Source organism: Arthrobacter sp. (genome assembly GCF_031179985.1).
Taxonomy (GTDB): Bacteria; Actinomycetota; Actinomycetes; order Actinomycetales; family Micrococcaceae; genus Arthrobacter.
The window spans coordinates 1-23753 of the sequence record NZ_JAPSHJ010000053.1 but is presented as its reverse complement, the minus strand read 5'-3'; the positions used below and the strand labels follow the sequence as shown (position 1 = coordinate 23753).

The following is a 23753-nucleotide window of genomic DNA, read 5'->3' as shown; positions in this document are numbered from 1 at the left end:
TCATTGTCGACGTCGAGACCAAGCAGGCCATCGCCCCGCGCGATGCGGTTGCTTCGGCAGGCACCACCCTGGTGGAGCTGTTCGGTCTGGCCCGCGAGCTGAACACCGCAGCTGAAGGTATCGAGATCGGCCCGTCGCCGACGGATGCTGCCCTGGCAGCAGACATGGCACTGCCGATCGAGGATCTGGACCTCACCGTCCGTTCCTACAACTGCCTCAAGCGTGAGGGCATCCACACCGTGGGTGAACTCGTTGCCCGCTCCGAGGCTGACCTGATGGACATCCGTAACTTCGGTGCCAAGTCCATCGATGAGGTCAAGGCAAAGCTGGTTGAACTGGGACTGTCCCTCAAGGACTCGCCTCCCGGTTTCGACCTGGCAGCCCGCGCCGCAGCCATCGAAGAGGACGACGCCGCGTTCAGCGACGACGAGCTCTAACAAGCAGATCTTGGCCAGCGGGCCGGCGCACCACGTTGTGCTCGGCCCACTGGCTTTCATATGAGGAGAAACAATTATGCCTACCCCCACTAAGGGTCCGCGCCTCGGAGGCGGCCCGGCTCACGAGCGTCTTATGCTCGCGAACCTGGCAGCAGCACTGTTCGAGCACAAGCGGATCACCACCACGGTGACCAAGGCCAAGCGCCTGAAGCCGTACGCCGAGCGCCTGGTGACTTTCGCCAAGCGCGGTGACCTCGCTTCCCGCCGTCGTGTACTCGGCCTGATCAGCAACAAGGGCGTCGTCCACGAGCTGTTCACCGACATCGCCAAGGCTGTGGAGAACCGCGACGGCGGCTACACCCGCATCACCAAGATCGGTAACCGCAAGGGCGACAACGCTCCCATGGCTGTCATCGAGCTCGTTCTTGAGCCGGTTTCCGCAAAGCAGGCCGTCGTAGCCGAGGCTACCAACGCAGCCAAGCGCGACGCCGACAAGAAGGAAGCAGCCGCTGCTCCGGTTGCTGAAGAAGCTGCTGAGACTGAGGTTGTTGAGACCGAAGCTGCTGAGACCGAAGAGGCTCCGGCCGCTGAGGCCGAGGCTGCTGAAACCGAAGAGGCTGCTGCCTCTGAGGAAGCTGCTGAAGAGCCTGCTGCTGAGGAAAAGGACGCGAAGTAATTCGCTAAAACCTTGGCTTAGACTTATGTCTATGAACGACCAAAAACCCGCTGCCCCCGTCTTGGGGGACGGCGGGTTTTTGCGTATCCGGCTCGATTTGGCCTACGACGGCGGGCCGTTCAGCGGCTGGGCAGTGCAGCCCGGACTGCCGACTGTCCAGGGCGTCCTGGAGGAAGCCCTGGCGCTGCTGATCCGGCGGCCCGTTCGGGTGACAGTTGCCGGACGCACCGACGCCGGAGTGCACGCGCGCGGTCAGGTGGTGCACCTTGACCTCACCCAGGCCGAGTGGCTGGGGCTGAACCGCGGCGCTGAACTGGATCCCGCCGTCGCCCTTCTCCGGCGCCTGCGCGGTGCCCTCAGCAGGGGCCTGGGCGATCTCACCGGGGCCATTGAAGTGCACCGAGTGGCGTTGGCCGCCGAAGGTTTTGATGCCCGTTTTTCTGCCCTCTGGAGGCGGTACAGCTACCGCATTGCCGATGGTCCGGCGCTGTGGGATCCGCTGGGCAGGTCCTCCACCTTGTGGCACAAGGCGCCGTTGGATGTGACGCTGATGAACGAGGGTGCCTCCAAACTTTTGGGCCTGCAGAACTTCCTCTCTTACTGCAAACCCCGGGAAGGCTCCACGACTATCCGGGAGCTCCAGCGGTTTGAATTCGCACGAGGGACGGACGGCGTCATCGTGGCAACAGTCCAGGCTGACGCGTTCTGCCACAACATGGTGCGTGCCCTGATCGGATCTGCGCTCTATGTGGGCGAAGGCGCTGAGTCCCCGGGGTGGCTGCATGAGCGGCTCCTGCTGCAGAAGCGTGATGCAAGGTCGGTCCTGGCGGCCCCTCATCCGCTCGTTTTGGAGGAAGTTGCCTATCCCTCGGATAGCGAACTGTTGGCGCGTGCCGAACTTACCCGGGCGCTGCGGACGTAGGGATCGGCAAAAAGAACCTAGGTGCACCGCAGCTTCGGAGGAGTCAAGCCAGTAATCAGCACGTTCGTCTCCGGAGTGTACGTAACCACTTTGGAAGCTGCCGGGGACGTCCACAAGCCGATTTTTGAGAGTCCCCTGAAGGTTACGTTGGTCGTCTGGTTGAACGTAAAAGACGCGTGGTCAGCATCCACGGTGTAGCTGACTGAGCCACCAGTTGGCCAGGACCCCGAGTTCCAGGTTCTGGAAGGCGTTGCAGACGTAAGCTCGTACTGGGTGGCAGGTCCTTCCGGGCGAGTGAGCGTCAGCGTCACGTCATAGTTGCCGGAATTCGTACAGCTTAGTGTCGGGGCCTGCAGAGACGTCGCTGTAAAGCCGGCTGAGGCCGAGGCAGTGTCCATGAAGGCAGCTTGAGCGGGGGTGCTGGTCTGAAGCGCACCCGCCGCCACCAATGGGAGACTGGCCACCAAGATTGCTGTCACACGCTTAGCGTGGCGGCCCGCTTTGCCAGGCCTAGGCCTTGCAGCCTCGGGTGTGACCGGTTCTGCATCGGGACCGTCGTCGGGATCCTGGGGCCGCTTTTCGGCACGCTTCGTCCGGGCCGAGCCGAAGGCCAGATACAGGAGGAAAGAGGTGAAGAGACCGCCTGCAAACATCGCTGCAGGGCTGCTGAGCCAGGCTACACCGTAGCCCACAAGCGGCACGGAAAACGCCACCCGGTCTGCGGTCCGAAGAACGTAAGGTTCGGGATCGGAGACGGCGTTGGCATCGCCCTTTAGCGTTACAGTTGCTGACCCATTAACTAGCTCCGACGTCACAACCCGGTGCGTGATACGGACTCCTGCAGAGTTCTCGACACTGATGATGTCGCCGGTTCTGATCTCCTGTGCCTGCACCGGAAGGCTAATCCCCAGGGCGCCGGTTGCAACGGAAGGTGACATGGATCCCGAGCGGAAAACCAGTGGCTTGGCGCCAAGCAGCATCCCCGCAAGTGCAACCAGCAGGCACAGTGTTCCTAGAATTGCACCTACGGTAAGCAGGTTGTTCTGGAGCCGAGACACACTACGCATTTGCGTTAGCTCCCCATGCTTCCGGTAAAGGCGAAGGTGGCTGTGGAGGTGGTCCCTTGAAGAGTGTTTTCGGCGGTGGAAGGTAACTTCACTACCAGGCAGAGGCTTTCGACGCTGGTTGCGGGAAGCGTTCGTGCCGAGGAAATGAGCGTCCCGGCGAGGGGCAGGTCCGCGGTTCCCAGCAAGGTACCGCTGCAGGTCCCGGTCGATGCAACGTTAGTGGCCATCCCACCCACATAAACGCTGACTTTCAACGCGGCTCCCAGAGTGCCAGTACCTGTTCCAGTCAACGTGTATGAAAGCGGAACGGTGCCCGAGTTGGACACTGAGACCATCCCCGCTTTGCTCGCCCCAGGGTACATAGCTGCCATGTCGAGGCTGGTGAGCGCCACAGAGTCTGTGAATGGGCCCTCCGGCAACGCTCCTAGCTTGAGATCGAGCGTGCCTGCGCTGAAGCTGGCGGTAGCGGTGGACTCATCCGTCCACGCCGCGAGGGTTCCCACGGCGCCCAGGCCCAGGACCATCCCCAAGGACAGGAGAGCCTTGAGCCGGACGCTGCCGTTTCCAAAGTTCATGACGTTTCTGCCGTTTCGGAAAAAGCTGAGACCTTCTTCCGCACGGACCTCCGTGCGTCCATCATGGCACCAATCCCCATGAATACCGCATAGCCGAGCAGGAAGACCACCGCGGATCCGACGGCCCAGATGCGCTGTTCGCCTGTCAGCAGGGAGTTCACGTAGCCTGCGAACGGAATGCCGTACCAGACGACGCCGCGGATCTGGGCGGCCTTGACCGGATTCTCGTCCGGATGAGGGTTAGCGTCGCCCTGCGTGGTGAAGAGCGTTTCTCCGCCCAGCGTCTGGGACACGGAAATAATCCGGTGGGTGACCACATCCGGCTCACCCGAACGGAGCTGGTAAGTGATGGCGTCGCCGACCTTCAGCTCTTCGGCTTCGACGGGCTTGGAGACCACCAAAGTTCCCGGTGGCATGGTGGGACGCATGGAGCCCGTCAGCACCGTGTACGGTGTCGCTCCGGTGGCCCGTGGAAGGCCCATCATTGCCACGATCAGGGCCACAATTGCCAGCAGGAGCATCCATGACGCCGTCTGCAGGACCCACCACAGGGGACCGGTTGACGGGGGTGCTGTAGGCTTCTTGCTCATAATTTCTGCTCACCCCTGAAAGTGAACGTTGCCGCCGTCGAACCGGATGCGGCGGCAATGGGGGCATTGGCGTCGAGTCCGACCTCAATGCAAAGCGTTTCAATGGACGACGGCGCCAGTTCCCTTCCTGCGAAAGCTGCAGTTGCGTCCATTGGTGCCTGGAAGGGAAGACCTGTGTCCTGGGTCTGGGGTCCGTCACAGGCAGCGTCGTCCGTAACGGTTAGGCGAAGCGAGGCGGCAAGCGCCTCATCGGCGGGACCGGCAGCTGCGGTGGTAACGGCAGTGAGACCGTAGACCATGTCCGTGCTTCCGCCGTTGCTGATGCTGAGCGGTGCCCGGACAGATTGTCCCGGGACGAGGTTGCTGGCTGTCAAAGCAGTGAAGACGTATGCTTCCTGGCCGCCAACCTGCAGCACCAGGCTGCCCGAGGAAATGGAGTCGGCGTCGACTGCGGACTGATCGTGCCAGAGGGCTCCGGTGGTGCCGGTCGAGATCAGCAAGACGAGCACCACCATTCCGGCAAAAATCAGCCACAGTACGTTCTTCATCATGTTCTCCGGCAACAGCAGGAGCTGCTAGGCCTGCTCGAGCTTCAAGGCGAGGGCTGTGAGGTCGATGTCCGCGTTCTGGCCTACGGTTCCGGTAACGTTTTCGAACACCACGGTGACTGTGACATTGACACTGTAGGTGCCCGCTGAAGCGAAGGTAATCGCTCCCGTAGTTCCGTTGACGGCGAGCCCCGGGACTGTTGCAGCGTTGGAGGCCACGGTGACGTTGAGGTATGGCGCTGCTGTTTCGGCTGATGTCTCGAAGGCAGTTTTGAGGATTTTGAACTCGCCGTCCAGGTTGTCGCCTTCGGCCGTGATGGTTACGGGCGTGGTGTAGGTGATGGTGTCACCGGGAACGATGTCGAAGTCGGCGATATTGGTGATTGTTCCGGTTGTTCCGGCAGTTGCGTCGTACCAGGTGCCGGCGCCCACGGCCATCGTCAGTACGCCTGTTGAAATTGAGGCCGGGTCAACAGAGTCAGTGTCCTCCCAGAGTGCGAAGGTACCTGCTCCCCCCAGGAGCAGGACGCCTGCTGCGCCGGCCGCTATTGCGCCTTTTGTTGCTTTATTCATTTTGTGTCCCCCCTGAGACCTTTTTGCTGCTGAGACCTTACTGCCAGGACCTGAGCGTCCCGTTGCAATAATTGTTGCGATCTCGACTCAAGGAGCCATTGAGTTCTTCCCAGCATTGACGCAGGAATGCTCAAGAGTCAGTCAAATTAGCCGGACTAGGGCTGTGGCGGGGGACCGTCCGCCGGGAGGGCGACGGTGAAGATGCTGCCGGCGCCGGGTTTGCTGGTGCAGGAGATTTCGCCACCATGACGTTCGACGATGGCTTTAGTGATGGACAGGCCCAGCCCAACGCCTGGGATGAGGGCCTCCTTGGCGGCAGCGCTCCGATAAAACCTGGTGAAGATCCGTGAAGTTTCGGCCTCCGTCATGCCCATGCCGGCATCCTGGACCTGGAGCCTCACCCAACCCTTTTCCGAGCGTGCGGAGACCTTAACATGGCCTCCGTCGGGGGAGTACTTGATGGCGTTGGAAACCAGGTTGTCCAGTGCTTGGCCGATCCGAAGGGGATCAACATGCACCCACATCGGGGCAGGTACGTCAGTGTCCAGCTCCACCTTTGAACGTTCGGCGTGGAGATGAGCAGATCCGATGCTGGATTCCACCAGGCCCGCCAGATCGGTTTTACGCGGGTAGATACTGGCCGCTGCTGACGCGGAAACCAGTAGATCGGAGACGAGGGCCAGCAATCGCTCGGCATTTCTCTGTGCGACTTCGAGGCGTTCAGCTGCCAGCGGCGACAGTGCCTCTTCGTCCTCCAACACCAGGTCCAGGTTGCCAATAACAGCGTTCAATGGGGTCCGGAACTCGTGCGAGACGTTCGCAACGAATTCATCTTTTGCCGAGATGGCCTCCACCAGACCTGTCACGTCGTTGAACACGACGACGGCGCCGTCGAAACCGCCGTCGTCGTTTCGAATGGTCCTGGCCGCGGTGGATACGGCGCGCTGGTGCGGGCCCTCGCCAAACCACACAAGGTGATCGGCGAAAATCTCACCACGGACTGCCCGCTTGACGGGATGCCGGTCGGGAGGAAGGGGGGTTTTACGGTCCTGGCTTAGGAGCAGAGGCTGGGTGTGGTCCCCGTCGTTCTGGCGTTGTTCGTCACTGTTGTGGGTAGGGTCAGTTGGGCGGGCCGCCGACTCAAAGTGATTCTGCTGTTCGTTGACGAGCAGGACTTTGCCATCGGCATCGACAGCGATAATTCCCACATCGACTGTATCCAAAATTGTGTGTAGTAGGCGCTCACGTTCCTTGCTGTCTGCAAGAAGACTTCGCATTTCCGCCTCTTGGTATTCGAGACGGCGTTGCTGAAGCCTCATATTTACGCTGGCAAAACGAATGGCCAGGGAAACGGCAAGCAACATGAAGGGCAACAGTACGGCTGTGGCTATGTCGGCGGGTGTGACGTTGGGAATTTTCGCCAACAGACTTGGCAGTCCAATGGCAACGGGACCGAAAAAGCTCAGGACTATGCTTGTTTTGGCGGCCATGCCGGAGGCGGAGAGCCAAATGACAGGAAATATCGCGAGAACTCCGAGACCCTGCAAATTCGGCGCAGCACCGTTACGGCTAAGCCCGATGGCAATGAGGTCCAGGATGGGTATGACCAGCTGGGCATGCGCACCCAGCCGCTCCCAAGGAATCAACAGGCAACCCGCGAACAACAGGGCATGTAATACGAGCGATGCAATGAACAGTTCGCTTGTAAGGACAGCTGGCCATGCGGCTGGCGCGGCAATAACCAGAGCGATAATGATGACCGTCAGTGGCAGCTGGCACAAAGCCACCTGAGCCCGTGGTCCGAGTCTCCGGAAGTACCGGTCAACCGTGCGCGCTATTAAGCGGTCACTCGATTCTTTATTTTGCATTTGGTGCCATGATAAATGACGCGAGGTCATTCGGGATGAAAAAAGTGGTGCTAAGTGACATTGAGCCTTGTAGCGTAGATAGTGTTGCAGTGAATGCCGCATTGGCGCTGGGCAGATGAGGGAATTCACCGGACATGGGGTAACAAATGAATGATCTTGGGGTGGCCGTCGTGATCGAAGACGACGCCGACATGCGTAACCTTTTGGAGGCGGTTTTGGGGCAAGCCGGCTTTGAAGTTCATTCGGCTGCGGACGGACGTCAGGGGGTTGAAATTGTTCGGGAACATCAAGCCAATGTTGTGACGCTTGATGTGGGGCTACCGGACATTGACGGCTTCGAGGTGCTGCGGAGAATCCGCAATTTCAGTGACGCCTATGTGGTGATGCTGACGGGCCGAACCGAGGAGCCTGATGTGTTGATGGCTCTCCATGCCGGTGCGGACGACTACATTGCCAAACCCTTCCGGCCTCGAGAGCTACGGGCGCGTGTCGCAGCCATGATGCGCCGGCCCAGGTACCACAGCGAAGGGGTGCACCCGCAGTCGGCTCCGGCAGCACCGACAGTTTCGGCCGCCCACCAGGACACAGCCGTCCTGCGGCACAACGGTTTGGACCTGAACCGCAAGACCCGTTCAGTAGTGCTCCACGGTGAAGCATTGGGGCTTACCCGCAGCGAGTTCGACCTTCTGCACGAACTGCTCCGCGGTGGGGGCGCTGTGTGTACGAAGGCTGATTTGGTACGCGTGGTCCGAGGGGAATACTACGAAGAGAATACCTATATCAGCGAATCAGACGAGCGGGCAGTGGAAGTTCATATCGGCAACCTCCGTCGGAAACTCCGTGAGGATCCGCAGTCCCCGCGCTGGCTCCAGACGGTTCGTGGAGTAGGTTACCGGCTGGCTCCGTCCAAACCGGACGAGCCCCACTGACGCCTTACCCGGCGTGGACCTTACTCTGCGGCCTCTAGGTAAATGAACCGGAGTTCGCGGATGGTTTGCCCTCCGTGCTCGGCAATGTCTGCCAGTAGGGCATTACCTGTGGTGTAGTCTTCGCGGCGGATGAGCTTTTCCAGGCTTTCGGCCAGCCATGCCAGGCGCTGTGCACCCACCATGGACGAGGAGATCTTAAGGCTGATGACGGCGTCCATTGCTGTCGGCCAATCCTGAACAGCTACTGCCGCGGCGAGGCGGCGGAACCGCTGTTCCCACATGTCCTTGTAGTCGCTGACGAACCGCTGTGCCACGGCCCTGCCGTCAAGTTGGTCTTCCAGGTCCTTCAACACTGCAGGGTCCACCAGCACCAGATCCTGGACTCCGAAGTCTGCTGCCAAGCCGGCGTGCCCTAGGGGTGCTGCCGGCAAGAAGCGGCTGACACCACCGTCACTGGACATAGGGCTTGGAATCGACATGGGTTAAGGCTACTTCCTGATTTGGCGGAACTGGCCGCCCTCGGCAGATCCTGCGGAAACATTGTGGCTTCCTTGAGAGCCTAAAAAGGAGCCTGCATGAATGCCTGAACGCGGGCTTCCTTGAGTGCCTAAACGTGGGCTGGCTGAGGACGTCATTGGCCGCTGAACGTGACGACGGCATTGATAACCGCGGGCCCCAGGATGGCGATGAACAGCACGGGGAAGATGAAGAACAGCAGTGGAAACAGGATCATCACCGGAAGCTTCATTGCCTTCTCCTCAGCCCGCTGCCGCCGCTTGACCCTCATGACCTTGGCCTGGACCCTCAGTACCCGGCTGATGGCAATGCCATACGTGTCGGCCTGGACAATCGCCTGGACAAAACTGCGCAGCTCAGGCAGGTTTGTCCGTTCGGCAAGCGCGAGATACGACTCGCGCCGGCTCCGGCCGACCTGCATGTCCTGCAGCGTACGGACCAGTTCTTCGGCCAATGGGCCCTTGCCGTTTTCACCGGCCCGCGCCATCGCGCCTTCGAAACCTAGTCCAGCTTCAACTGCGATGAGCATCTGATCGAGAGTGTTAGCCAGTTCCAATTGCATGGCCTTCTGGCGTTCCATGCCTTTGCTGTACAGGAGGAGATCCGGGATGAAGTATCCAAAGAACACCACGACCAGGCCCACGGCCTTGATCATGGGTGCTGGGCTGCTGGTGCTGATGAGGAACCCCAAAATGGCTCCAATGAGTCCTAGGACCGGTTTAGCTGCCAGGATGCGTCCCAGGGGCCAGGCGACTGGCCTTCCTGCGAGTGAAAGCAGCCTGTCGAGTTTTCGAGCGTAGGCAGGCGGAGTCAGGCGGTAACCAACGCTTATAAGGAAACCGCTGCTGTTCTTTTCCTCCGCTTCGAGTTCCTGCCTACCTCGAGTGAGGATGTCTATTGTGGCAGCACGGGCTTTGCGGTCCACAGACAAGACGGACCACGTCAGATAACCGATTGGTGTGGCGACCAGGAGGAGCGAGGTGAATATCAGAGGATTCATGGTCGTCTCAGAACTTCAGATCGATGATTTTGCGCATCCACAAGCTGCCGATAGTCATGAGGACGACAGAGAGCCCGATCATGCCCCAGCCCAAGGGATGGGAAAACATCGAATTCATGTATCCGGGATTTATCCCCATGAGCATGATAACGATTCCTATTGGCATGGCGATCAGAATGTATGCAGAGAATTTCCCCTCGGCGGCGAGCGCTTTGATGTGGCCCTTGATCTCAGAGCGTTCACGGATGGTTTCATTCACCTGATCGAGAACCTCCGCTAAATTGCCTCCGACCTCGCGATTGATCTGGATGGCCTGGGCGATCCAAACGAAGTCCTCGTTCTTCATCCTCTCGGAGGTGTCCGTCAACGAAGCCAGCAGATCCCGCCCCAGACTGGTTTCTGTAATGACGCGGCGCATTTCTTCCGACGTGGGGCTCTGCGATTCGTTGGCGGCGGCATCCACGGCGCGCAAGATACTGTGCCCGGCGCGAAGACCACCGGCCAGCAATTGAAGGGTGTCACCGAGCTGTTGATCGAACTTGCTGCGTCTTTTGCCCGCAAGGAAGTTAAGGACCAAGTGGCCCACAAATGGGGCAAGGATAAAAAGGAGGATCGCCAGGGCCGGTCCAAGGACAATAAGCCCGGCTAAGGCACCAACAATACCGCCCACCAGGACCAGGACTATGAATTCGGCCTGGGTCATCCGGAGTCCCGCATGCTCCAACTTCTCGCGGCTGAAGAGTCGTAGACTCCCGCCCTCAAGGGCCTTGTCGAAGGCGCTCACCGTAGATCCTGCGAGGCGGGTCAATTGTGAGGGTGGATTGGCTTCATAGGGTCGGCGTCTATCGAGGGGTACCTCTGGAGCGGGCCTCATAATAAGAGCAACACCCAGCAGAACTGCAGCAGCAAGGAAAAGTGCTGCACCGACTGTCAGCATTGTCATGGCCGGCCCAGGTTCTGTGCTCCCGGAACGACAGGAGTGGCGAAGACTCCGGGGGAGACATGGATTCCAAGGTCTTCAAAGCGATCGATGAACCGGGGACGGATGCCGGTCGCTACAGGGCTACCCAGGAAACGGCCGTGCTGATCGACGCCTGCTGAATAGTCGAAAACGAACGCATCCTGAAGCGTGACGATGTCGCCCTCCATGCCTTGGACCTCGGTGACATGGGTAATTCGGCGCGTTCCATCTCGCAACCGGGAGATCTGGACGATCAGGTTCACGGCAGAGGCGATTTGCTCGCGGATGGCACGCAGCGGTAGATCCATGCCAGCCATCAGAACGAGCGTTTCCAGACGGGCAACTGCATCCCTGGGGGAGTTCGAGTGGACAGTCGAGAGGGATCCATCGTGGCCGGTGTTCATGGCCTGCAGCATGTCGAGGGATTCTCCGCCGCGGACCTCGCCCACGACAATACGGTCTGGCCTCATACGCAGCGAGTTCCGGAGGAGCTCGCGGATGGTGACTTCACCCTTGCCCTCTGTGTTGGGGGGCCGGCTTTCGAGGCGGACCACGTGTTCCTGTTGGATCTGGAGCTCCACGGCATCCTCAATCGTGACGATCCTTTCGTTCGCGGGCAAAAAGGAGGAAAGCACATTCAGCAGCGTGGTTTTCCCCGTTCCTGTTCCACCGGAAACGATGATGTTGAGTTTGGCTTTGACGCAGGCGTTCAAGAGCTCCGCCATCTCAGGCGTGAGGGTCCCGAAGTCGATGAGGTTACGAACCGTCAGGGGCACCTTGCTGAATTTTCGGATGGTGAGCGAAGAGCCGCCAACGGCAAGGGGCGGGATCACGGCGTTGACACGTGAGCCATCTTCAAGACGGGCATCAACCAACGGTGAGGATTCATCGATGCGGCGCCCCACCTTCGAAACGATCCGTTCAATTACTTTCCGCAGATGTGCCTCAGAGCTGAAGCGGGAATCAGTCAGCGTCAACTGCCCCTTCCGCTCAACGTAGATCTGGTCCATGCGGTTCACCATGATCTCGGTGACAGCCGGATCATCAAGCAGACGTTGGAGTGGCCCATAGCCCAGCACATCGTCCGCCACGTCACGTACAAGCCGCGATCGCTCCTCGGCTGAAAGGGGAACCTGTTCAGTGTCAATAATCCGCGTCAGTTCTTCGCGGGCACTGGTTCTGAGCTCGTGCTCGGTGACAGCAGAATCATTAAACCGGGATCCCATGCGCTCAAACAAAGCGGTGGCGGCCCGTTCCTTGAGAGCGGCAAACACGTCAACGGGTTGCTGCGTCTTGGGCTTTGCTACATCGAGCTGGTCCATGAAGCCGCTGCTGGAAGGTTCACCCGCTGACGCAGGATGGAAAGTAGGACTGGTGGCCGAAGCCGCCTTAGAGGCCGTCCTGTTCCCAGCCGCACGCCTGAATTCACTTGGCTTAGGCTGACTCGGCGCTGCTGCGAATTTATTGTGAGCCGCAGGCGCGGCCATTGCAAGGGTTGCCTGCTGCGGCTGGCCCTTTGCTTGTGCCGCCTGGATACGCTCCGAAAGCTTCATTTAAACAACCACCCTTCGATGCAGTTTTCGCTGGGCTTGAGCCCGCCACGTTGGATTGAACCTATCCACCAGCTGGCGTAGCCCTTTGGTGGCTGGATCTTTCACAGGCTCCTGAAGTACAGGAATGCCCCGGTTCGTCGAAAACGCCACAGCTCTTGAACGAGGGATGCTGATGTCCACAGGGGCGCCGATTGTTGACTCCACATCCTGCACAGTCAGGCCAGCTTTGGCGTCCGCCATGTTGAGGACCACGTGACGCGTCTCGGGAAGGATGTCGAGTTGACGAAGCACATCCAGCCCAGATCGCAGTCCACGCACACTCGGAATGTCCATGCCGCTGACCCAAACCACGTCACTGCACTGTTCCATGGCTGCCAAGCCGATCTCCGGGAGGCCTGGGGCGGTGTCCACCACTACGTACTGGAATTCCTCGGCCAGTTGTTGAAGCAGGCGGCTGACCTGTTCCGGAGCGATTTCATCAGCCTCCACAGGAGTCTGGGGGGCGCATAGTGCATAGATGCTCCCAGGATGAACAGTCAGAAAAGCCTTAAGGACTAGTGAATCCTGGGCTGCTGCTGGCGAGACGGCGTCCGTTACGGTGTGCTCAGGATTGAGATAAAGTCCGGAGGCTACATCACCAAATTGCAGGTCGAGGTCAACGATGACCACGCTCATTGGCGCGATCCGACCGAGGCCAATTGCGATGTTGGTTGCGATGGTGGTCTTGCCCACGCCGCCCTTGGGCGAGAACACGCCGATCACCAAACCCTTGGGAATATCCAGGGAGCCTGACTGCTTCGGTTCGTGTGCCCGATGACGGCTGACAAATGACTGGCATGCCCTCTCCAAGAGCACTCGGATCTGCGCCGGGTCCGAGGAAGGACTGAGGATGTCCCTGATACCTGCGCGCATCGCTTGGAGCATGAACGAGGGATCAGGTTCATTGACCAGGATTACGCTCAGTTCGGGAAATCCCACGGCCAGTACGGTTGACAAACGGAGAGCGTCATCAACAGGAACTTCCGGCCCCAAGATGAGGACTTGGGGGAATTCCTGGTCCAGCTGCGCAAACAGCTCGTGCGGGTCATTGGGCAGGTCGCTGGTAAAGAATGTCTGAACGCCGCCTTGGAGTCCGCCCGCCACAGCCTGACGTAGACGGCTGTCGAATGCGATGTCGGGGGTCACCAGCACGAAGCGGCTCACTTGTAGACCTCCGGACGCTGCATGATCTCCGCCCCGCTGACCTGCGCATCGAGCGGCTCCCTGGTGAGCCAGATGGTGGCAAACTCTGCCGCGAAGATGATCTTGGCGGCGTCCACGTCGTTCACCGCCACCGTGAGCATCAGGGAACCGGATGGAAGGGTTGAGTCTCGAGGATCTGTTGTTGGTTCAGTGCTAGGAGCGGGTTCCGGTTGCGCTGCGACTGCAGCTTCCGGAGCTCGCTGTACTGCGGTTACCAGGGCTTTATGGATGGCCAGCTGAGTGGTTTCCTTATCCGCGTTCGCTTCCAGCCCGCCCTCCTTCATGGAGATGAACACACCCACGTGATCGCCCGGAGTCAGCCGTCCGCCGACGACGCGTTGGGGTTCCAGCTGGAAGGACACCTCTTGGAGCCCGGCAGGAACTTTAACGGAGCCGGACACCTTGAGTTCTTCCGGCGCGACGAGGCGTTCGGATACCAGCTGTTCACCCGGAACGAGGTCCACCGCCGCCACTTTTCCGGTCGCGCCGTCGAGAGTTTTAAGGGAGCTCTCGGTAACGGAGGTACCAGGGAGCTCCTCGAGGGCCACGGATGCCTTGATTGCTTCTACGGGGGTGCCTGCGGGGACTGCCTGCTTTACCACCAGCACGCCAACCGGCTCCAGGTTTTGTATTGCTCGCTGATCAGCTCCCTGGGCGTACGTGAACATGAGGACGGCGCCGATGATGGCCAGCAGTACTGCTGCGACTCCTGCCAACAAGCGTGACTTCACTGAATGCTCCTGAAGGATTCTAGTTTTAGGTTTTTCATGGGGCTTGGATCAACCGGTGACTTCGACGACGGTGACGCCGTCTGGGTCTATCGCCCCCAAGGTGTAGCCGTCTGCCAGGGAAACATATTCGACGAACGTACCGATGATGCCGCGGCATGGTTCCCGGCATTCAAGGCCAGAGGTGTTGTCGGTTGATCGGTTGCGGAATGTGTAAGGGAGCCCGGGAGTGCCGAACTTCCACCCGACCACGCTGAAAGCTGCGAACGTCTTGAGTCCGTAGACGGCGTTAGACCCGGTACCGTTGACAGCATTGAATATGGGTAGCAACAGTATGACGTTCTTGCCAGCGTTCATGTCTGCCGCCCAGGAGTTCAGGGTGGCCTCGCAATTCGGCGGCGGATTGTTGCCGGTATCTCCGCCTGCAGTGCTGGCTGCTATGTCGATTATGGCTCCACAGATGCCGGTACCTTGCTTAAGGCCGCCGAAGCCGCCTTGAACTGCCGCGCCGGATGGCCCGTAAAGGCAATCCGGATTGGCATTGTTCCCGTGGAGCTGGAGTAGTTGCATCACACCGGCTTGACCTCGGACCTGGCAGATGGAAACAGTAATCGGGAACGGGGTAGGACCTTTCACCGGGCTGCCCCAATGGACGCTGGATGTAGCGTTGACCTCTGCACTGGAAATACCGAGGGCGTTGGCAAAGAACAGCGACACCTTGTTTGGTTCTTCGCCCTGTTCCTGTGCGCTGGCCGTCACCTTGACGGTGCGGTTCGGAAGGTCGAGGGCCAGAGACCGGACGTTGCTTCGTCCATCCAGAGCATTGCCGTTGACCATGGTGGCCGCAATGGCGGAGGTCGTGGCGCAATTCGGATCGGCCTGGTTCCTGGCGCATCTCTGTGCCACCGCCAGGGCAGCGGCGTCAGCGCCATTTTGTAGCTGTGCCTTTTCGGCATACAGCATTCCGACGTCCACTGCGATTGCACCGAATCCCAGGAGCACCACCATGAGGAGGGCCACGATAACGCTGATGCCGCCGCGTTCTTTGCCTTGGCGTAACTTCAGCCGCCGCATTGCATAAGTCCTCTGCCTGTCATGGCGAATGGTCCCGCAATACCGGTCAGTGTGCCGAGGTTGTAACTGACCGTCACCGTCATTTGCGCGTTAGCGGGGCATGTTGCAGCACTGAAAGTGATTTGTGAGTCCACAAGGCCTGGAGTTAGCCCGACGGCAGCATTCCTTGCCGCTGTCCTCGCCGCGGCCTGGCTGTTCGAAATTGCCATGACCCGAACGCCCTCTCGGGCCGCATTGGTCAGGGTGACCTGCGCGTTATAGGCGCGGCCGAACTCCATGATGCCCAACAGGATCATGACAAGGACAGGTGCCAGGATGGCGAACTCAACAGCCACGGCGCCGCGTTCGGAAGCCCTGGACATGAAGTACCTTTCGGGAACATTGGGTTGTGTCTACATGAACAGTGGCGGCGGCATGGGCCGCCGCCACTGTTCTAATTCACGGGCAGAGCCCGGCGAGGCGGAGTGGCTGGCGGATGAGTTACGGCGCGCAGCTTCCGCCGGCGGGAGCGGTAGCGGTTGCGGCGGTTGCAGTCCAGGTGCCGCCGCTGACCTGGCACTGTACCTGCTCGAACATCAGGTTCAGTGTGCCGCCAAGGAGGGCAACGGCGACGATGATGACGACTGCAATGAGGCCAACCATGATGCCGTATTCGACGGCGGTGGCGCCTTTTTCTTCGCGCTGAAGGCGGAAAGGCAGATTGCTGTAGAGAGAAAGCATTTAAGACTCCTGAGCGAGTTGAGGGGGAGGGAGCTGGTCCTGCACCGGCTCTGAAAAAAAACATAGCAACGCTTGACGGGGTGTTGACGGGAACTTGCAACATCCTGTGCTAAGGCTTCTCAATCGGCCCTTTTTCCTGCACAAATCCTGCGCAACCTGCGTTTTCGCTGGGTAACTCAAGAAGGGCTTTTGTCTCAAATGGTCCTGTATGTGCGCTGACCAAGTACTGTCGAGCGCACGCAAGAGGACCCCCCGCGGTCTGGGTTCCGCGGGAGGTCCGGTCTTTTTGGGAGCGCCTCAGCATCGAAGTCGTGGGTTGTCCTGCTACGGAGTTCCCCACATGAGGTTGAAGTACGCCGTCAAGTCGTCATACCAGCCAAGGAGCTCAATGCCGAACAGAGCGGCCCCTGACATGGTGACTACCACGATGAAGGACATGAGAATCCCATATTCGGTGGCGGCGGCGCCCTGCTCGTCTGCCAGCCATTGAACCCATCTCTGCCTGCGACGCCCCATCAGGTCAGGACACCTTAGAAAACATTTCTATGATGCTTAGCACGGTTGGACCAAGCACCACGATGAAGAGGGAGGGAAGGATGAAGAAGATGAGAGGAAAGAGCATTTTCACGGGCATCTTCATTGCATGCTCTTCAGCCCGCTGCTTCCGCTTGATACGCATGTCCTGAGCCTGGGCCTTGAGAACGCCGGCGATGGCAACGCCGTAAGCATCCGCTTGGACCACGGCCCGGATGAAGCTGCGGACATCCGGGACGTCAACTCTTTCGGCCATAGCGAGATAGGCATCTTTTCGCGAGCGGCCGACCTGGATGTCTTGGAGAGTCCGGATCAGTTCGTCAGCTAAGGGACCCCTCCCGTTGGATCCTGCCCGTCCCATTGCCATTTCAAACCCGAGGCCGGCTTGGACGGAGATCAGCATCTGGTCCAGGGCGTTGGGTAACTCTAGCCTGATGGCCTCGCGGCGCTTTTGGGCATTACTCCGAATCAGTATGTCGGGGACGAAATAGCAGAGCGCCGACGCAGCTATCAGAATAAGGAAGTTTTGGGCAGACGGTGAACTGAAGAAAACGAGCAAGCCGAGACCGGCTCCCAAAAGTGCCAGCAGAGGTTTGATCATGATAACCCGGGCCAACGGCCATTCCTTTGGGCGGCCTGCTCCTGCCAACTGCTTGTCCAGCCAGCCGGCATAACCCTTGGGCGTGAGCCGCTGGCTCAGCTCAGTCATTCTTTCGTTGACATTAAGGCCCTTGCTCTTAGCCTTGACTTGCTTTCCGAGATTGGCCTGGATGTTGCGGAGGCCAGCACGATCCCCTGTGAAGACGAGGAAAGTCATTATTGTCACCGGAGCCACGATGGCCAAAATTCCGGCGTAGGCGATTGCTTGCATGGAATTCACCTGCTTTCTAGAATTTCGGCTTGATGAGTCGCTTGAGCCACAAACCGCCAATAGAGAGCATGACGATGGCGGCTGCAATCATGATGTAGCCAGGAAGAGTGCTAAAGAATGTGCGCGCGTACATCGGATTCGTGAGAGTCAGCCCGAGGAACATAACTACAGGCAGAGCCATCAAGACCATCGCGGACATGCGTCCCTCCGCGCTCAAGGCTCGAATCTGGCCACGAACCTGATTGCGGTCCCGCACCGTATCTCCGAGGTGGTCGAGGACCTCCGCGAGGTCGCCGCCCACTTCTCTGTGGATTTCGATTCCTTGGGCTATGGCCGAAAAGTCGTCACTCTGGGTTCGTCGTGCGACTTCCGCCAGCGATTCTCCTAAGTCTCGGCCAATCCTGGTCTCATTAACAATTCGGCTCAACTCTTCGGACATTGGCGGCTGACTTTCTTGCGCAGCGGCATCGACCGCTCTCAGCAGACTGTGCCCGGCACGCAAACCACCCGCAAGCATCTGGAGCGTATCCGGAACGTGCTCGTCGAACTGCCGCCTGCGTCGCGCCGCCAGCATGTTGAGTACTAGGTGAAAGCCGAAAGGTGACGCCAACGAAAGCAATATCGCTGGCACCGGTCCGCCCAAGAAGAATCCGAAAACTCCCGCCAGGAGGGTGGCAACCCCAGCTATCAAAAGATAGTCGCCAGGATCCTTTTTCAAGCCGCAATCGTCCAGGCGATCCCTGCTGATGAAGCCGTTACCACGTTGATTCACACCTCTGTTCAACGCACCAACGGCCTGGTCTGTGAGCCGGGTTAGTCCCGACGTGTGCATCACTGCGTCAGGGCGGCGGCGGGACAGCGGAACCCCGGACCGGGACTTTAGAACCACCCAACCGAGCAAAAAGAGGGCGAGGTAGACCAGGAACAGCCCCACAACCAAGACAGCGGGGGAGACCGTTTCCGCCGACATGGCTACCTCCCCCTGGTCATCGAGGTGCCCGCCGCTGGAGCGCCAAAAACAGCCGGGGAGATCTGGATACCCAATTCGGCAAAACGATCCGTGAAGCGCGGACGAACGCCGGTAGGCACCGGCTTGCCCAGAAACCGGCCGTTTGCGTCAATGCCGGCGGAGTAATCAAACACGAAGGCGTCCTGGAGAGTGACGACGTCGCCTTCCATGCCTTGAACCTCAGTGATGTGCGTGACGCGGCGAGTCCCGTCACGCAGCCTGGAGATGTGTACGATCAGGTTGACCGCGGACGCCACCTGCTCGCGGACAGCCCGCAGCGGAATGTCCATGCCTGCCATCAGCACCAACGTCTCCAACCTAGAAATCGCGTCCCGGGGCGTATTGGCGTGAACGGTTGAGATAGACCCGTCGTGACCGGTGTTCATCGCCTGAAGCATGTCAAGGCATTCACCGCCTCGGACCTCCCCTACCACTATTCGGTCAGGCCGCATACGCAGCGAGTTCCTTACCAGGTCTCTTATGGAAACTTCGCCTTTGCCCTCAATGTTCTGCGGACGGCTCTCCAGACGAACCACGTGGTCCTGCTGGAGTTGAAGTTCTACCGCGTCCTCAATAGTGACAATCCTGTCGTCTGCGGGAATGAAGGAGGACAGGACATTTAGGAGCGTTGTCTTTCCGGTGCCTGTGCCTCCGGACACGATGATGTTCATTCGGGCGAGGACACAGGCCTGAAGGAGTTCGGCCATTTCGGGTGAGAGGCTGCCCAGCGCAATCAGGTTATGCACTGTGAGCGGATCCCTACCGAATTTACGGATCGTAAGCGCAGGGCCATTGACGGCGAGTGGAGGGATGATCGCATTGACACGCGACCCGTCCGAAAGTCGGGCGTCAACCAGAGGTGACGATTCATCGATACGGCGGCCAACCTTGGATACGATGCGCTCGATGACCCTTCGCAGGGCTTCATCTGAACTGAACTTTGTATCAGTAAGAAACAGGCGCCCTTGCCGTTCCACGTAGACCCGATCGAATCGGTTGACCATGACCTCGGTAATGGAAGGATCGTCTAAGAAGCGTTGGATTGGGCCATGCCCCAAAACGTCATCGATGATTTCCCGGGTAAGCCGTTGCCTTTCAGCGCTGGTGAGAGGAACTTGTTCTTCGTCAACAACGATTTTCAGCTCATCGCGCACGTACTGATGGAGTTCAGCCTCTTCCAAAGAAGAATCGGTGATCCGAGAACCAAGGCGTTCGTAGAGTGCCTGGCTTGCTCTTTCCTTGAGCGCATGGAGTGCCTCACTGGCCACTGCCGCCGTTTGTGGCATTTCCAACACCACTGCGCTTGCGGCTGCTTCAGCCGTCTTAGCCTCATGAATCTTACCGAGAGTGGTTGGTGCAAGTGGTGCTTGGAAGGCATCCGCGTAGGGACTTTGCTGCTTGGGCTCCTGGTTGGGCTTGGGTTCGCCCCGGAGCTGCTGGAACCGATCTGTGAGGCTCACTGGACTACCGCCCTTCTATGCAGCTGCTTATGGGTTCTGGCTTCCCAATCTGGTTTGAAACGGTCTACGAGTTTTCGCAAGCCCTTGGTGGCGGGGTCACGACTGCTGTCCTGTAAGAGTGGAACGCCTTTGTTGGTTGAATACGGCAGCGACTTAGACCGGGGAAGGACCACGTCTACAGGTGCATTGATGGTTGCCTCGACATCCTGGAGCGTAAGTCCTCCCCGGCGGTCTGCCATATTGAGGACAACGTGTCGCCGTGCCGGCATGAGGTTCAATTCGTTGAGAATTTGAAATCCGGTGCGGAGCCCTCGGATGCTGGGAATGTCCATCCCGCAGATCCACACTGCGTCCGTGGCGTGCTCCAGCGTTGCCAGGACGTGTTCTCCCAGACCGGGTGCCGTGTCCACGATGATGTACTGGAACTCCTGCCGGAGCTGGGCCAGGAGCCGCGAGACGTGTTCTCCCGTGATCTTGTCCATTTCGACCGGATTTCGAGGAGCGCAGAGCGCATAGATGCCAGCAGGATGGACCGTGAGGTACGTCTTGAGGACCATGGAATCCTCGCTTGCTGCTCCCACTACCGCGTCGGTGATGGTGTGCTCGGGCTCAAGCATGAGGCCGCTTGCGACGTCACCGAACTGAAGATCCAGGTCCACTATGACAACGCCCATTGGTGCAGCTTTACCCAGGCCAATAGCGAGGTTCGTGGCCACTGTGGTCTTGCCGACGCCGCCTTTCGGCGACATCACGGCGATGACGCGGCCACCTTCTCCATGGTCTGCATGTTCGGAGGTCCCGGGGGCCAGGCCGCGACGCCTGCCGGCAGCAGCAAGACTGGCCCTTTCCAGCATGATCCGGATAACATCCGGATCAGCATCGGGATCCAGCAGATCCCGGACACCGGCGCGCATGGCCTTAATTACCACGTCGGATGATTCGGGTACCACCAGTACAACACTGATCTCGGGATACTGAAGATCCATGATCGATGCCAGTCTGAGAGACTCATCCGCAGGCAGCCCCGGCCCCAGTATCAGCACTTCGGGAGGTTCTCCTACGAGCTGCCGGAGGAAATCCTGTGGACCTTCGGGCAGGTAGTCCGCCTGGAAGGTTTGGAGGGAACCGTGCATTCCTGAGGTCGCCAGACGGGCACGGTGCTCGAAATCATTGTTCGGTGTGATTAGTACGAAGCGGCTCATCGGAACAGCCTTGTCTTATCTACAACGCCTGTGGTGCTCTCCACTGCATTGCCGGGCTCCTTTGACAGGTACACTTTGCCGAACTCTGTGGCAAAGACGATCCGTTCAGCATCGGCAGAGTTACGGGCCAAAGTGATCAGATACGTGTCGTCACTGGCGGTTTCCTTCTTAGCTGATGCTGTTTCGCCCGTGGCGTTCTCGCTACCAGGGCTGGACTGTGATTTAGCAGCGCTGCCGTTGCTGTACTGCGCTGCGGTAACAAGAACTTTGTGGAAGGTTAACTGCGTTCCTTCGGAGGTGGAAACTGTTTCACCGGTGGCAGCGTTTGTAGTTGCATCCTGAAGGGATATGAATACACCGACAGTGTCGCCGGCTTTGACGCTTCCACCGACAACGCGCTCGATGGGCAGCTTCAGAGTAATCTCTTGCAATCCTTCAGGAACCTGAACTCTTGCCGGTCCAACGAGCGAATTTGCGTCCACCATACGCGTTGACAGCAACTGCTCACCTGGCTGAAGTGCGACTGCGGTGACTTTGCTACCGAGTTGGCTTAGGTCGGTCACCGTATCTGAAGCCAAAGCCAATTTAGGTATTTCCTTCTTGACCACAGAACTTGTCAGTTTGTCCACTGTGGTTCCAGCCGCAATGGGCTCTTCCACGATGTAAACCAACTCGCTTTCAGTGTTGGCGAGGGCGCGTTTATCCGCGTTCTGTACGTATGAGACCAATAACACTGTTCCGATTATTGCCACAAGTAATGCGGCGATGCCTCCCAGTAGGCGTGTTTTCACTTTTTTCCCCTTAGAAAATGATTAGAGCATTTTGCTAATTGATGAGTCGGATGGTTACGGTTCCCAGATCTACACCGACTCCAGGAGTTCCACCGCTTGAATCGATTGATTCGAATTTAATAAACTGGCCAATGATGCCCAAGCATGGGTCGATGCAGGAGTTGGCGTCGTCTTCCACGTCCTCAACGGTGTTGTGGAAGGTCCTCGGCTCTTTAGTTCCCCCACCGAACTTCCATCCCTGAATCTCGAAGGTGGCATAGCCTCGGATGTGGAACCAGCCAGTTTTCCCAGTGCCGCCTGAGTTATCGAAGACCGGGAACGTCCCCATGACGGAGCCACCACCATTGATGGTGTCTATCCAAGATTGAAGGATCGCATCGCATGCATCGGTCTTGGGATAGTTGCCGCCGGGGTCGGAGGCGGCATTGTCGTCGATGTCGGTTTCCGCATGGCAAGCGCTGTCTGTCTGGAGTAGCCAACCGAACCCACCGGGTATGGTGTGGCCCGCGGTGGAGGTGCAAGGGCCATCCCCAGGTTTGTATTTAATCAGCTGGACTTCCCCTGTTTCCACTGCACTGGATAGGTCGTACTGGCAATCAGAAATCGCCAAAGGAAATGCCGATCCTCCCGAGGGAAATGTGAGCGCTGCGGTTGCGTGAGCCCCAACAGTTACCGGCGGCGCGTCCAATGCACTTGAGAACATCTGCCGAAGGAAGCCGTTTCCACCATCCTGCGTCGTCGTTCGAACGGTTACCTGGTTCGCCACAGACATGTCCACCTCCAAGAGGTTGGAACTGGAGTCTTTGGCGTTGCCGTCTAGCAAAGGCTGGGCGACTTCTTCGGCCTCGTCCTGTGTGCACCCCGTCTCGTGGCAGGCTTGGGCTATGGCGATAGCTGCTGCATCTGCCCCGTTCTGCAACTGAGCACGCTCCGAGTAGATTTGTCCTACGTCCACGGCCATGGCCCCGGCACCGATAAGGACAAACATCATGACTGCCACAGTGACGCCGGCTGCGCCACGTTCGCTGTCGGTGGTGGTTTTAGGTCTTCTCAGCCGCCACATCGCATGGCTCCTACTCCTGTTAGGGTGACCGCGCTGCCGAATAGGCCGGTCAAAGTGTTAGCCGTGTACGACACACTCACAGTCACCGTTTCGTCTTCAGAACATGTTTCAGGGGTGAAGTCGTAAACGAACGTGTCGGTGTCTAAGCCTGGAGCACCATTGGCCGCAGCTTCCTCCGCCTCATCCTGACTATTGGTAATTGCCATCGTTCGTGCAGCTTCGCGAGCGGCCTGCGTGACCGAGATCTGCAGGTTGTAAGCGTGTGAAAACTCGACAATGCCGGCAACGAGTGCCAGAAGAATAGGCGCAACGAGGGCAAACTCAACGGCAATTGCGCCGCGGGCACGCTCGTTCTTACGGGAAATGCTGCGTTTCAATGGATCCCCCCATGGATGGATGCAGCTGAATATTCGAGTTAATGAACCAAAAATGCGTTATGCCGCGTCCGCGTTCAGCGGACGCGGCACAACGTATTTGTTTTGCTGGCTATGCGGCTGGAGCGGCGGGCTCTACGGCCCACGTTCCGATCTCATCTCCGAGATCACTAAACCAAGTGCTAAGCGCTTCGCCGAAGACGATGGCGCCGGCCATAATGGCAAATGCCACGAACGCGATCAACAGTGAATATTCAGTTGCCGTGGCGCCCTTTTCTGAAGAGAGACGATCCTTGACGCCGGCGACAAAAGCCATCATTGAGACCATAAGAGAAGTCATTTTAATTTCCTTTTCAAGAGATGAATTTACATTGAATTGGTGTACGGATATCCAACTGCCCCCATTTACCCAGAACGTCTGGAGTTCCGTTGGGACAACAATTGCATGGGCCAAACAAGGCGAACAATGA

General features: G+C 58.8%; 28 protein-coding genes. 4 read left to right on the top strand and 24 right to left on the bottom strand.

The features are described 5' to 3' along the window. From RIN13_RS17610 to RIN13_RS17600, 3 genes are all read left to right on the top strand, one after another. The coding region (locus RIN13_RS17610) for a DNA-directed RNA polymerase subunit alpha C-terminal domain-containing protein (RefSeq protein WP_309108616.1) at positions 1-437 on the top strand (437 nt) is incomplete at its 5' end. Between the two features lie 76 nt (positions 438-513). Then, positions 514-1113 carry a 50S ribosomal protein L17 gene (rplQ, locus tag RIN13_RS17605; protein ID WP_309108615.1) on the top strand — a complete coding sequence of 200 codons (600 nt, stop codon included), beginning with the start codon at positions 514-516 and terminating at the stop codon, positions 1111-1113. 31 nt (positions 1114-1144) lie between these two features. Then, on the top strand, positions 1145-2035 hold the full coding sequence (locus tag RIN13_RS17600; RefSeq protein ID WP_309108614.1) for a tRNA pseudouridine synthase A: 891 nt from the start codon (positions 1145-1147) through the stop codon (positions 2033-2035). A gap of 17 nt (positions 2036-2052) precedes the next feature. On the opposite strand, the gene RIN13_RS17595 is transcribed toward RIN13_RS17600, so the two are convergent. The 6 genes from RIN13_RS17595 to RIN13_RS17570 form a co-directional block, all read right to left on the bottom strand. After that, complete coding sequence (locus tag RIN13_RS17595) at positions 2053-3102, bottom strand: signal peptidase I (protein ID WP_309108613.1); 1050 nt, start codon at positions 3100-3102, stop codon at positions 2053-2055. A gap of 5 nt (positions 3103-3107) precedes the next feature. Next, positions 3108-3677, bottom strand: a complete 570-nt coding sequence (locus RIN13_RS17590) for a SipW-dependent-type signal peptide-containing protein (RefSeq protein ID WP_309108612.1) — start codon at positions 3675-3677, stop codon at positions 3108-3110. Next, positions 3674-4267: a signal peptidase I gene (locus RIN13_RS17585; protein ID WP_309108611.1), complete on the bottom strand. Its 594-nt coding sequence runs from the start codon at positions 4265-4267 to the stop codon at positions 3674-3676. The genes RIN13_RS17590 and RIN13_RS17585 overlap by 4 nt, the downstream gene beginning before the upstream one ends. Beyond that, positions 4264-4818, bottom strand: coding sequence for a hypothetical protein (locus RIN13_RS17580; RefSeq protein ID WP_309108610.1), 555 nt, complete (start codon positions 4816-4818; stop codon positions 4264-4266). Before RIN13_RS17580 ends, RIN13_RS17585 begins: the two co-directional genes overlap by 4 nt. 24 nt (positions 4819-4842) lie before the next feature. After that, positions 4843-5388 carry an alternate-type signal peptide domain-containing protein gene (locus tag RIN13_RS17575; protein ID WP_309108609.1) on the bottom strand — a complete coding sequence of 182 codons (546 nt, stop codon included), beginning with the start codon at positions 5386-5388 and terminating at the stop codon, positions 4843-4845. 155 nt (positions 5389-5543) lie between these two features. Beyond that, the gene (locus tag RIN13_RS17570) at positions 5544-7256 is read right to left on the bottom strand and encodes an ATP-binding protein (protein WP_309108608.1); all 1713 of its coding nucleotides are present in this window, start codon (positions 7254-7256) and stop codon (positions 5544-5546) included. A gap of 146 nt (positions 7257-7402) precedes the next feature. Between RIN13_RS17570 and RIN13_RS17565 the strand changes: the two genes are divergently transcribed. After that, complete coding sequence (locus tag RIN13_RS17565; protein ID WP_309108607.1) at positions 7403-8185, top strand: response regulator transcription factor; 783 nt, start codon at positions 7403-7405, stop codon at positions 8183-8185. Positions 8186-8205: 20 nt separating this feature from the next. Here RIN13_RS17565 and RIN13_RS17560 read toward each other — a convergent pair whose 3' ends face one another. The 18 genes from RIN13_RS17560 to RIN13_RS17475 all read right to left on the bottom strand — a co-directional run bounded on the left by RIN13_RS17560 (position 8206) and on the right by RIN13_RS17475 (position 23623). Beyond that, positions 8206-8664, bottom strand: coding sequence for an Hpt domain-containing protein (locus tag RIN13_RS17560; protein ID WP_309108606.1), 459 nt, complete (start codon positions 8662-8664; stop codon positions 8206-8208). Positions 8665-8816: 152 nt separating this feature from the next. Further along, positions 8817-9701: a type II secretion system F family protein gene (locus RIN13_RS17555; protein ID WP_309108605.1), complete on the bottom strand. Its 885-nt coding sequence runs from the start codon at positions 9699-9701 to the stop codon at positions 8817-8819. A 7-nt stretch (positions 9702-9708) separates the two neighbouring features. Continuing rightward, complete coding sequence (locus tag RIN13_RS17550) at positions 9709-10644, bottom strand: type II secretion system F family protein (protein ID WP_309108604.1); 936 nt, start codon at positions 10642-10644, stop codon at positions 9709-9711. After that, positions 10641-11984 (bottom strand): CpaF family protein, encoded by a 1344-nt coding sequence (locus tag RIN13_RS17545; RefSeq protein ID WP_375164790.1) that lies wholly within the window; start codon positions 11982-11984, stop codon positions 10641-10643. The genes RIN13_RS17550 and RIN13_RS17545 overlap by 4 nt, the downstream gene beginning before the upstream one ends. Before the next feature lie 231 nt (positions 11985-12215). Beyond that, positions 12216-13418 carry an AAA family ATPase gene (locus RIN13_RS17540; protein ID WP_309108602.1) on the bottom strand — a complete coding sequence of 401 codons (1203 nt, stop codon included), beginning with the start codon at positions 13416-13418 and terminating at the stop codon, positions 12216-12218. After that, positions 13415-14188, bottom strand: a complete 774-nt coding sequence (locus RIN13_RS17535; RefSeq protein WP_309108601.1) for an RcpC/CpaB family pilus assembly protein — start codon at positions 14186-14188, stop codon at positions 13415-13417. Before RIN13_RS17535 ends, RIN13_RS17540 begins: the two co-directional genes overlap by 4 nt. 48 nt (positions 14189-14236) lie before the next feature. Next, positions 14237-15259, bottom strand: coding sequence for a pilus assembly protein TadG-related protein (locus RIN13_RS17530; RefSeq protein WP_309108600.1), 1023 nt, complete (start codon positions 15257-15259; stop codon positions 14237-14239). Next, a complete protein-coding gene (locus RIN13_RS17525) occupies positions 15247-15621 on the bottom strand; it encodes a pilus assembly protein (RefSeq protein WP_309108599.1) in 375 nt (124 codons plus the stop codon). Before RIN13_RS17525 ends, RIN13_RS17530 begins: the two co-directional genes overlap by 13 nt. A 118-nt stretch (positions 15622-15739) precedes the next feature. Further along, the gene (locus RIN13_RS17520; RefSeq protein ID WP_309108598.1) at positions 15740-15979 is read right to left on the bottom strand and encodes a Flp family type IVb pilin; all 240 of its coding nucleotides are present in this window, start codon (positions 15977-15979) and stop codon (positions 15740-15742) included. A gap of 324 nt (positions 15980-16303) precedes the next feature. Further along, on the bottom strand, positions 16304-16495 hold the full coding sequence (locus RIN13_RS17515) for a hypothetical protein (protein WP_309108597.1): 192 nt from the start codon (positions 16493-16495) through the stop codon (positions 16304-16306). Positions 16496-16499: 4 nt separating this feature from the next. Beyond that, positions 16500-17384 (bottom strand): type II secretion system F family protein, encoded by an 885-nt coding sequence (locus RIN13_RS17510; RefSeq protein WP_309108596.1) that lies wholly within the window; start codon positions 17382-17384, stop codon positions 16500-16502. Between the two features lie 16 nt (positions 17385-17400). Continuing rightward, entirely contained in the window at positions 17401-18354 is a 954-nt protein-coding gene (locus tag RIN13_RS17505) for a type II secretion system F family protein (RefSeq protein WP_309108595.1), read from the bottom strand. 2 nt (positions 18355-18356) lie between these two features. Next, a complete protein-coding gene (locus tag RIN13_RS17500; protein ID WP_375164791.1) occupies positions 18357-19691 on the bottom strand; it encodes a CpaF family protein in 1335 nt (444 codons plus the stop codon). 158 nt (positions 19692-19849) lie between these two features. Next, positions 19850-21055 (bottom strand): AAA family ATPase, encoded by a 1206-nt coding sequence (locus RIN13_RS17495; RefSeq protein WP_309108593.1) that lies wholly within the window; start codon positions 21053-21055, stop codon positions 19850-19852. Continuing rightward, the gene (locus RIN13_RS17490) at positions 21052-21846 is read right to left on the bottom strand and encodes an RcpC/CpaB family pilus assembly protein (RefSeq protein WP_309108592.1); all 795 of its coding nucleotides are present in this window, start codon (positions 21844-21846) and stop codon (positions 21052-21054) included. Before RIN13_RS17490 ends, RIN13_RS17495 begins: the two co-directional genes overlap by 4 nt. Positions 21847-21880: 34 nt before the next feature. Further along, positions 21881-22909, bottom strand: coding sequence for a Tad domain-containing protein (locus tag RIN13_RS17485; RefSeq protein WP_309108591.1), 1029 nt, complete (start codon positions 22907-22909; stop codon positions 21881-21883). Continuing rightward, positions 22897-23286, bottom strand: a complete 390-nt coding sequence (locus RIN13_RS17480) for a pilus assembly protein (RefSeq protein WP_309108590.1) — start codon at positions 23284-23286, stop codon at positions 22897-22899. The genes RIN13_RS17485 and RIN13_RS17480 overlap by 13 nt, the downstream gene beginning before the upstream one ends. A gap of 109 nt (positions 23287-23395) precedes the next feature. Then, on the bottom strand, positions 23396-23623 hold the full coding sequence (locus tag RIN13_RS17475; protein ID WP_309108589.1) for a Flp family type IVb pilin: 228 nt from the start codon (positions 23621-23623) through the stop codon (positions 23396-23398). Between the last annotated feature and the right edge of the window lie 130 nt (positions 23624-23753).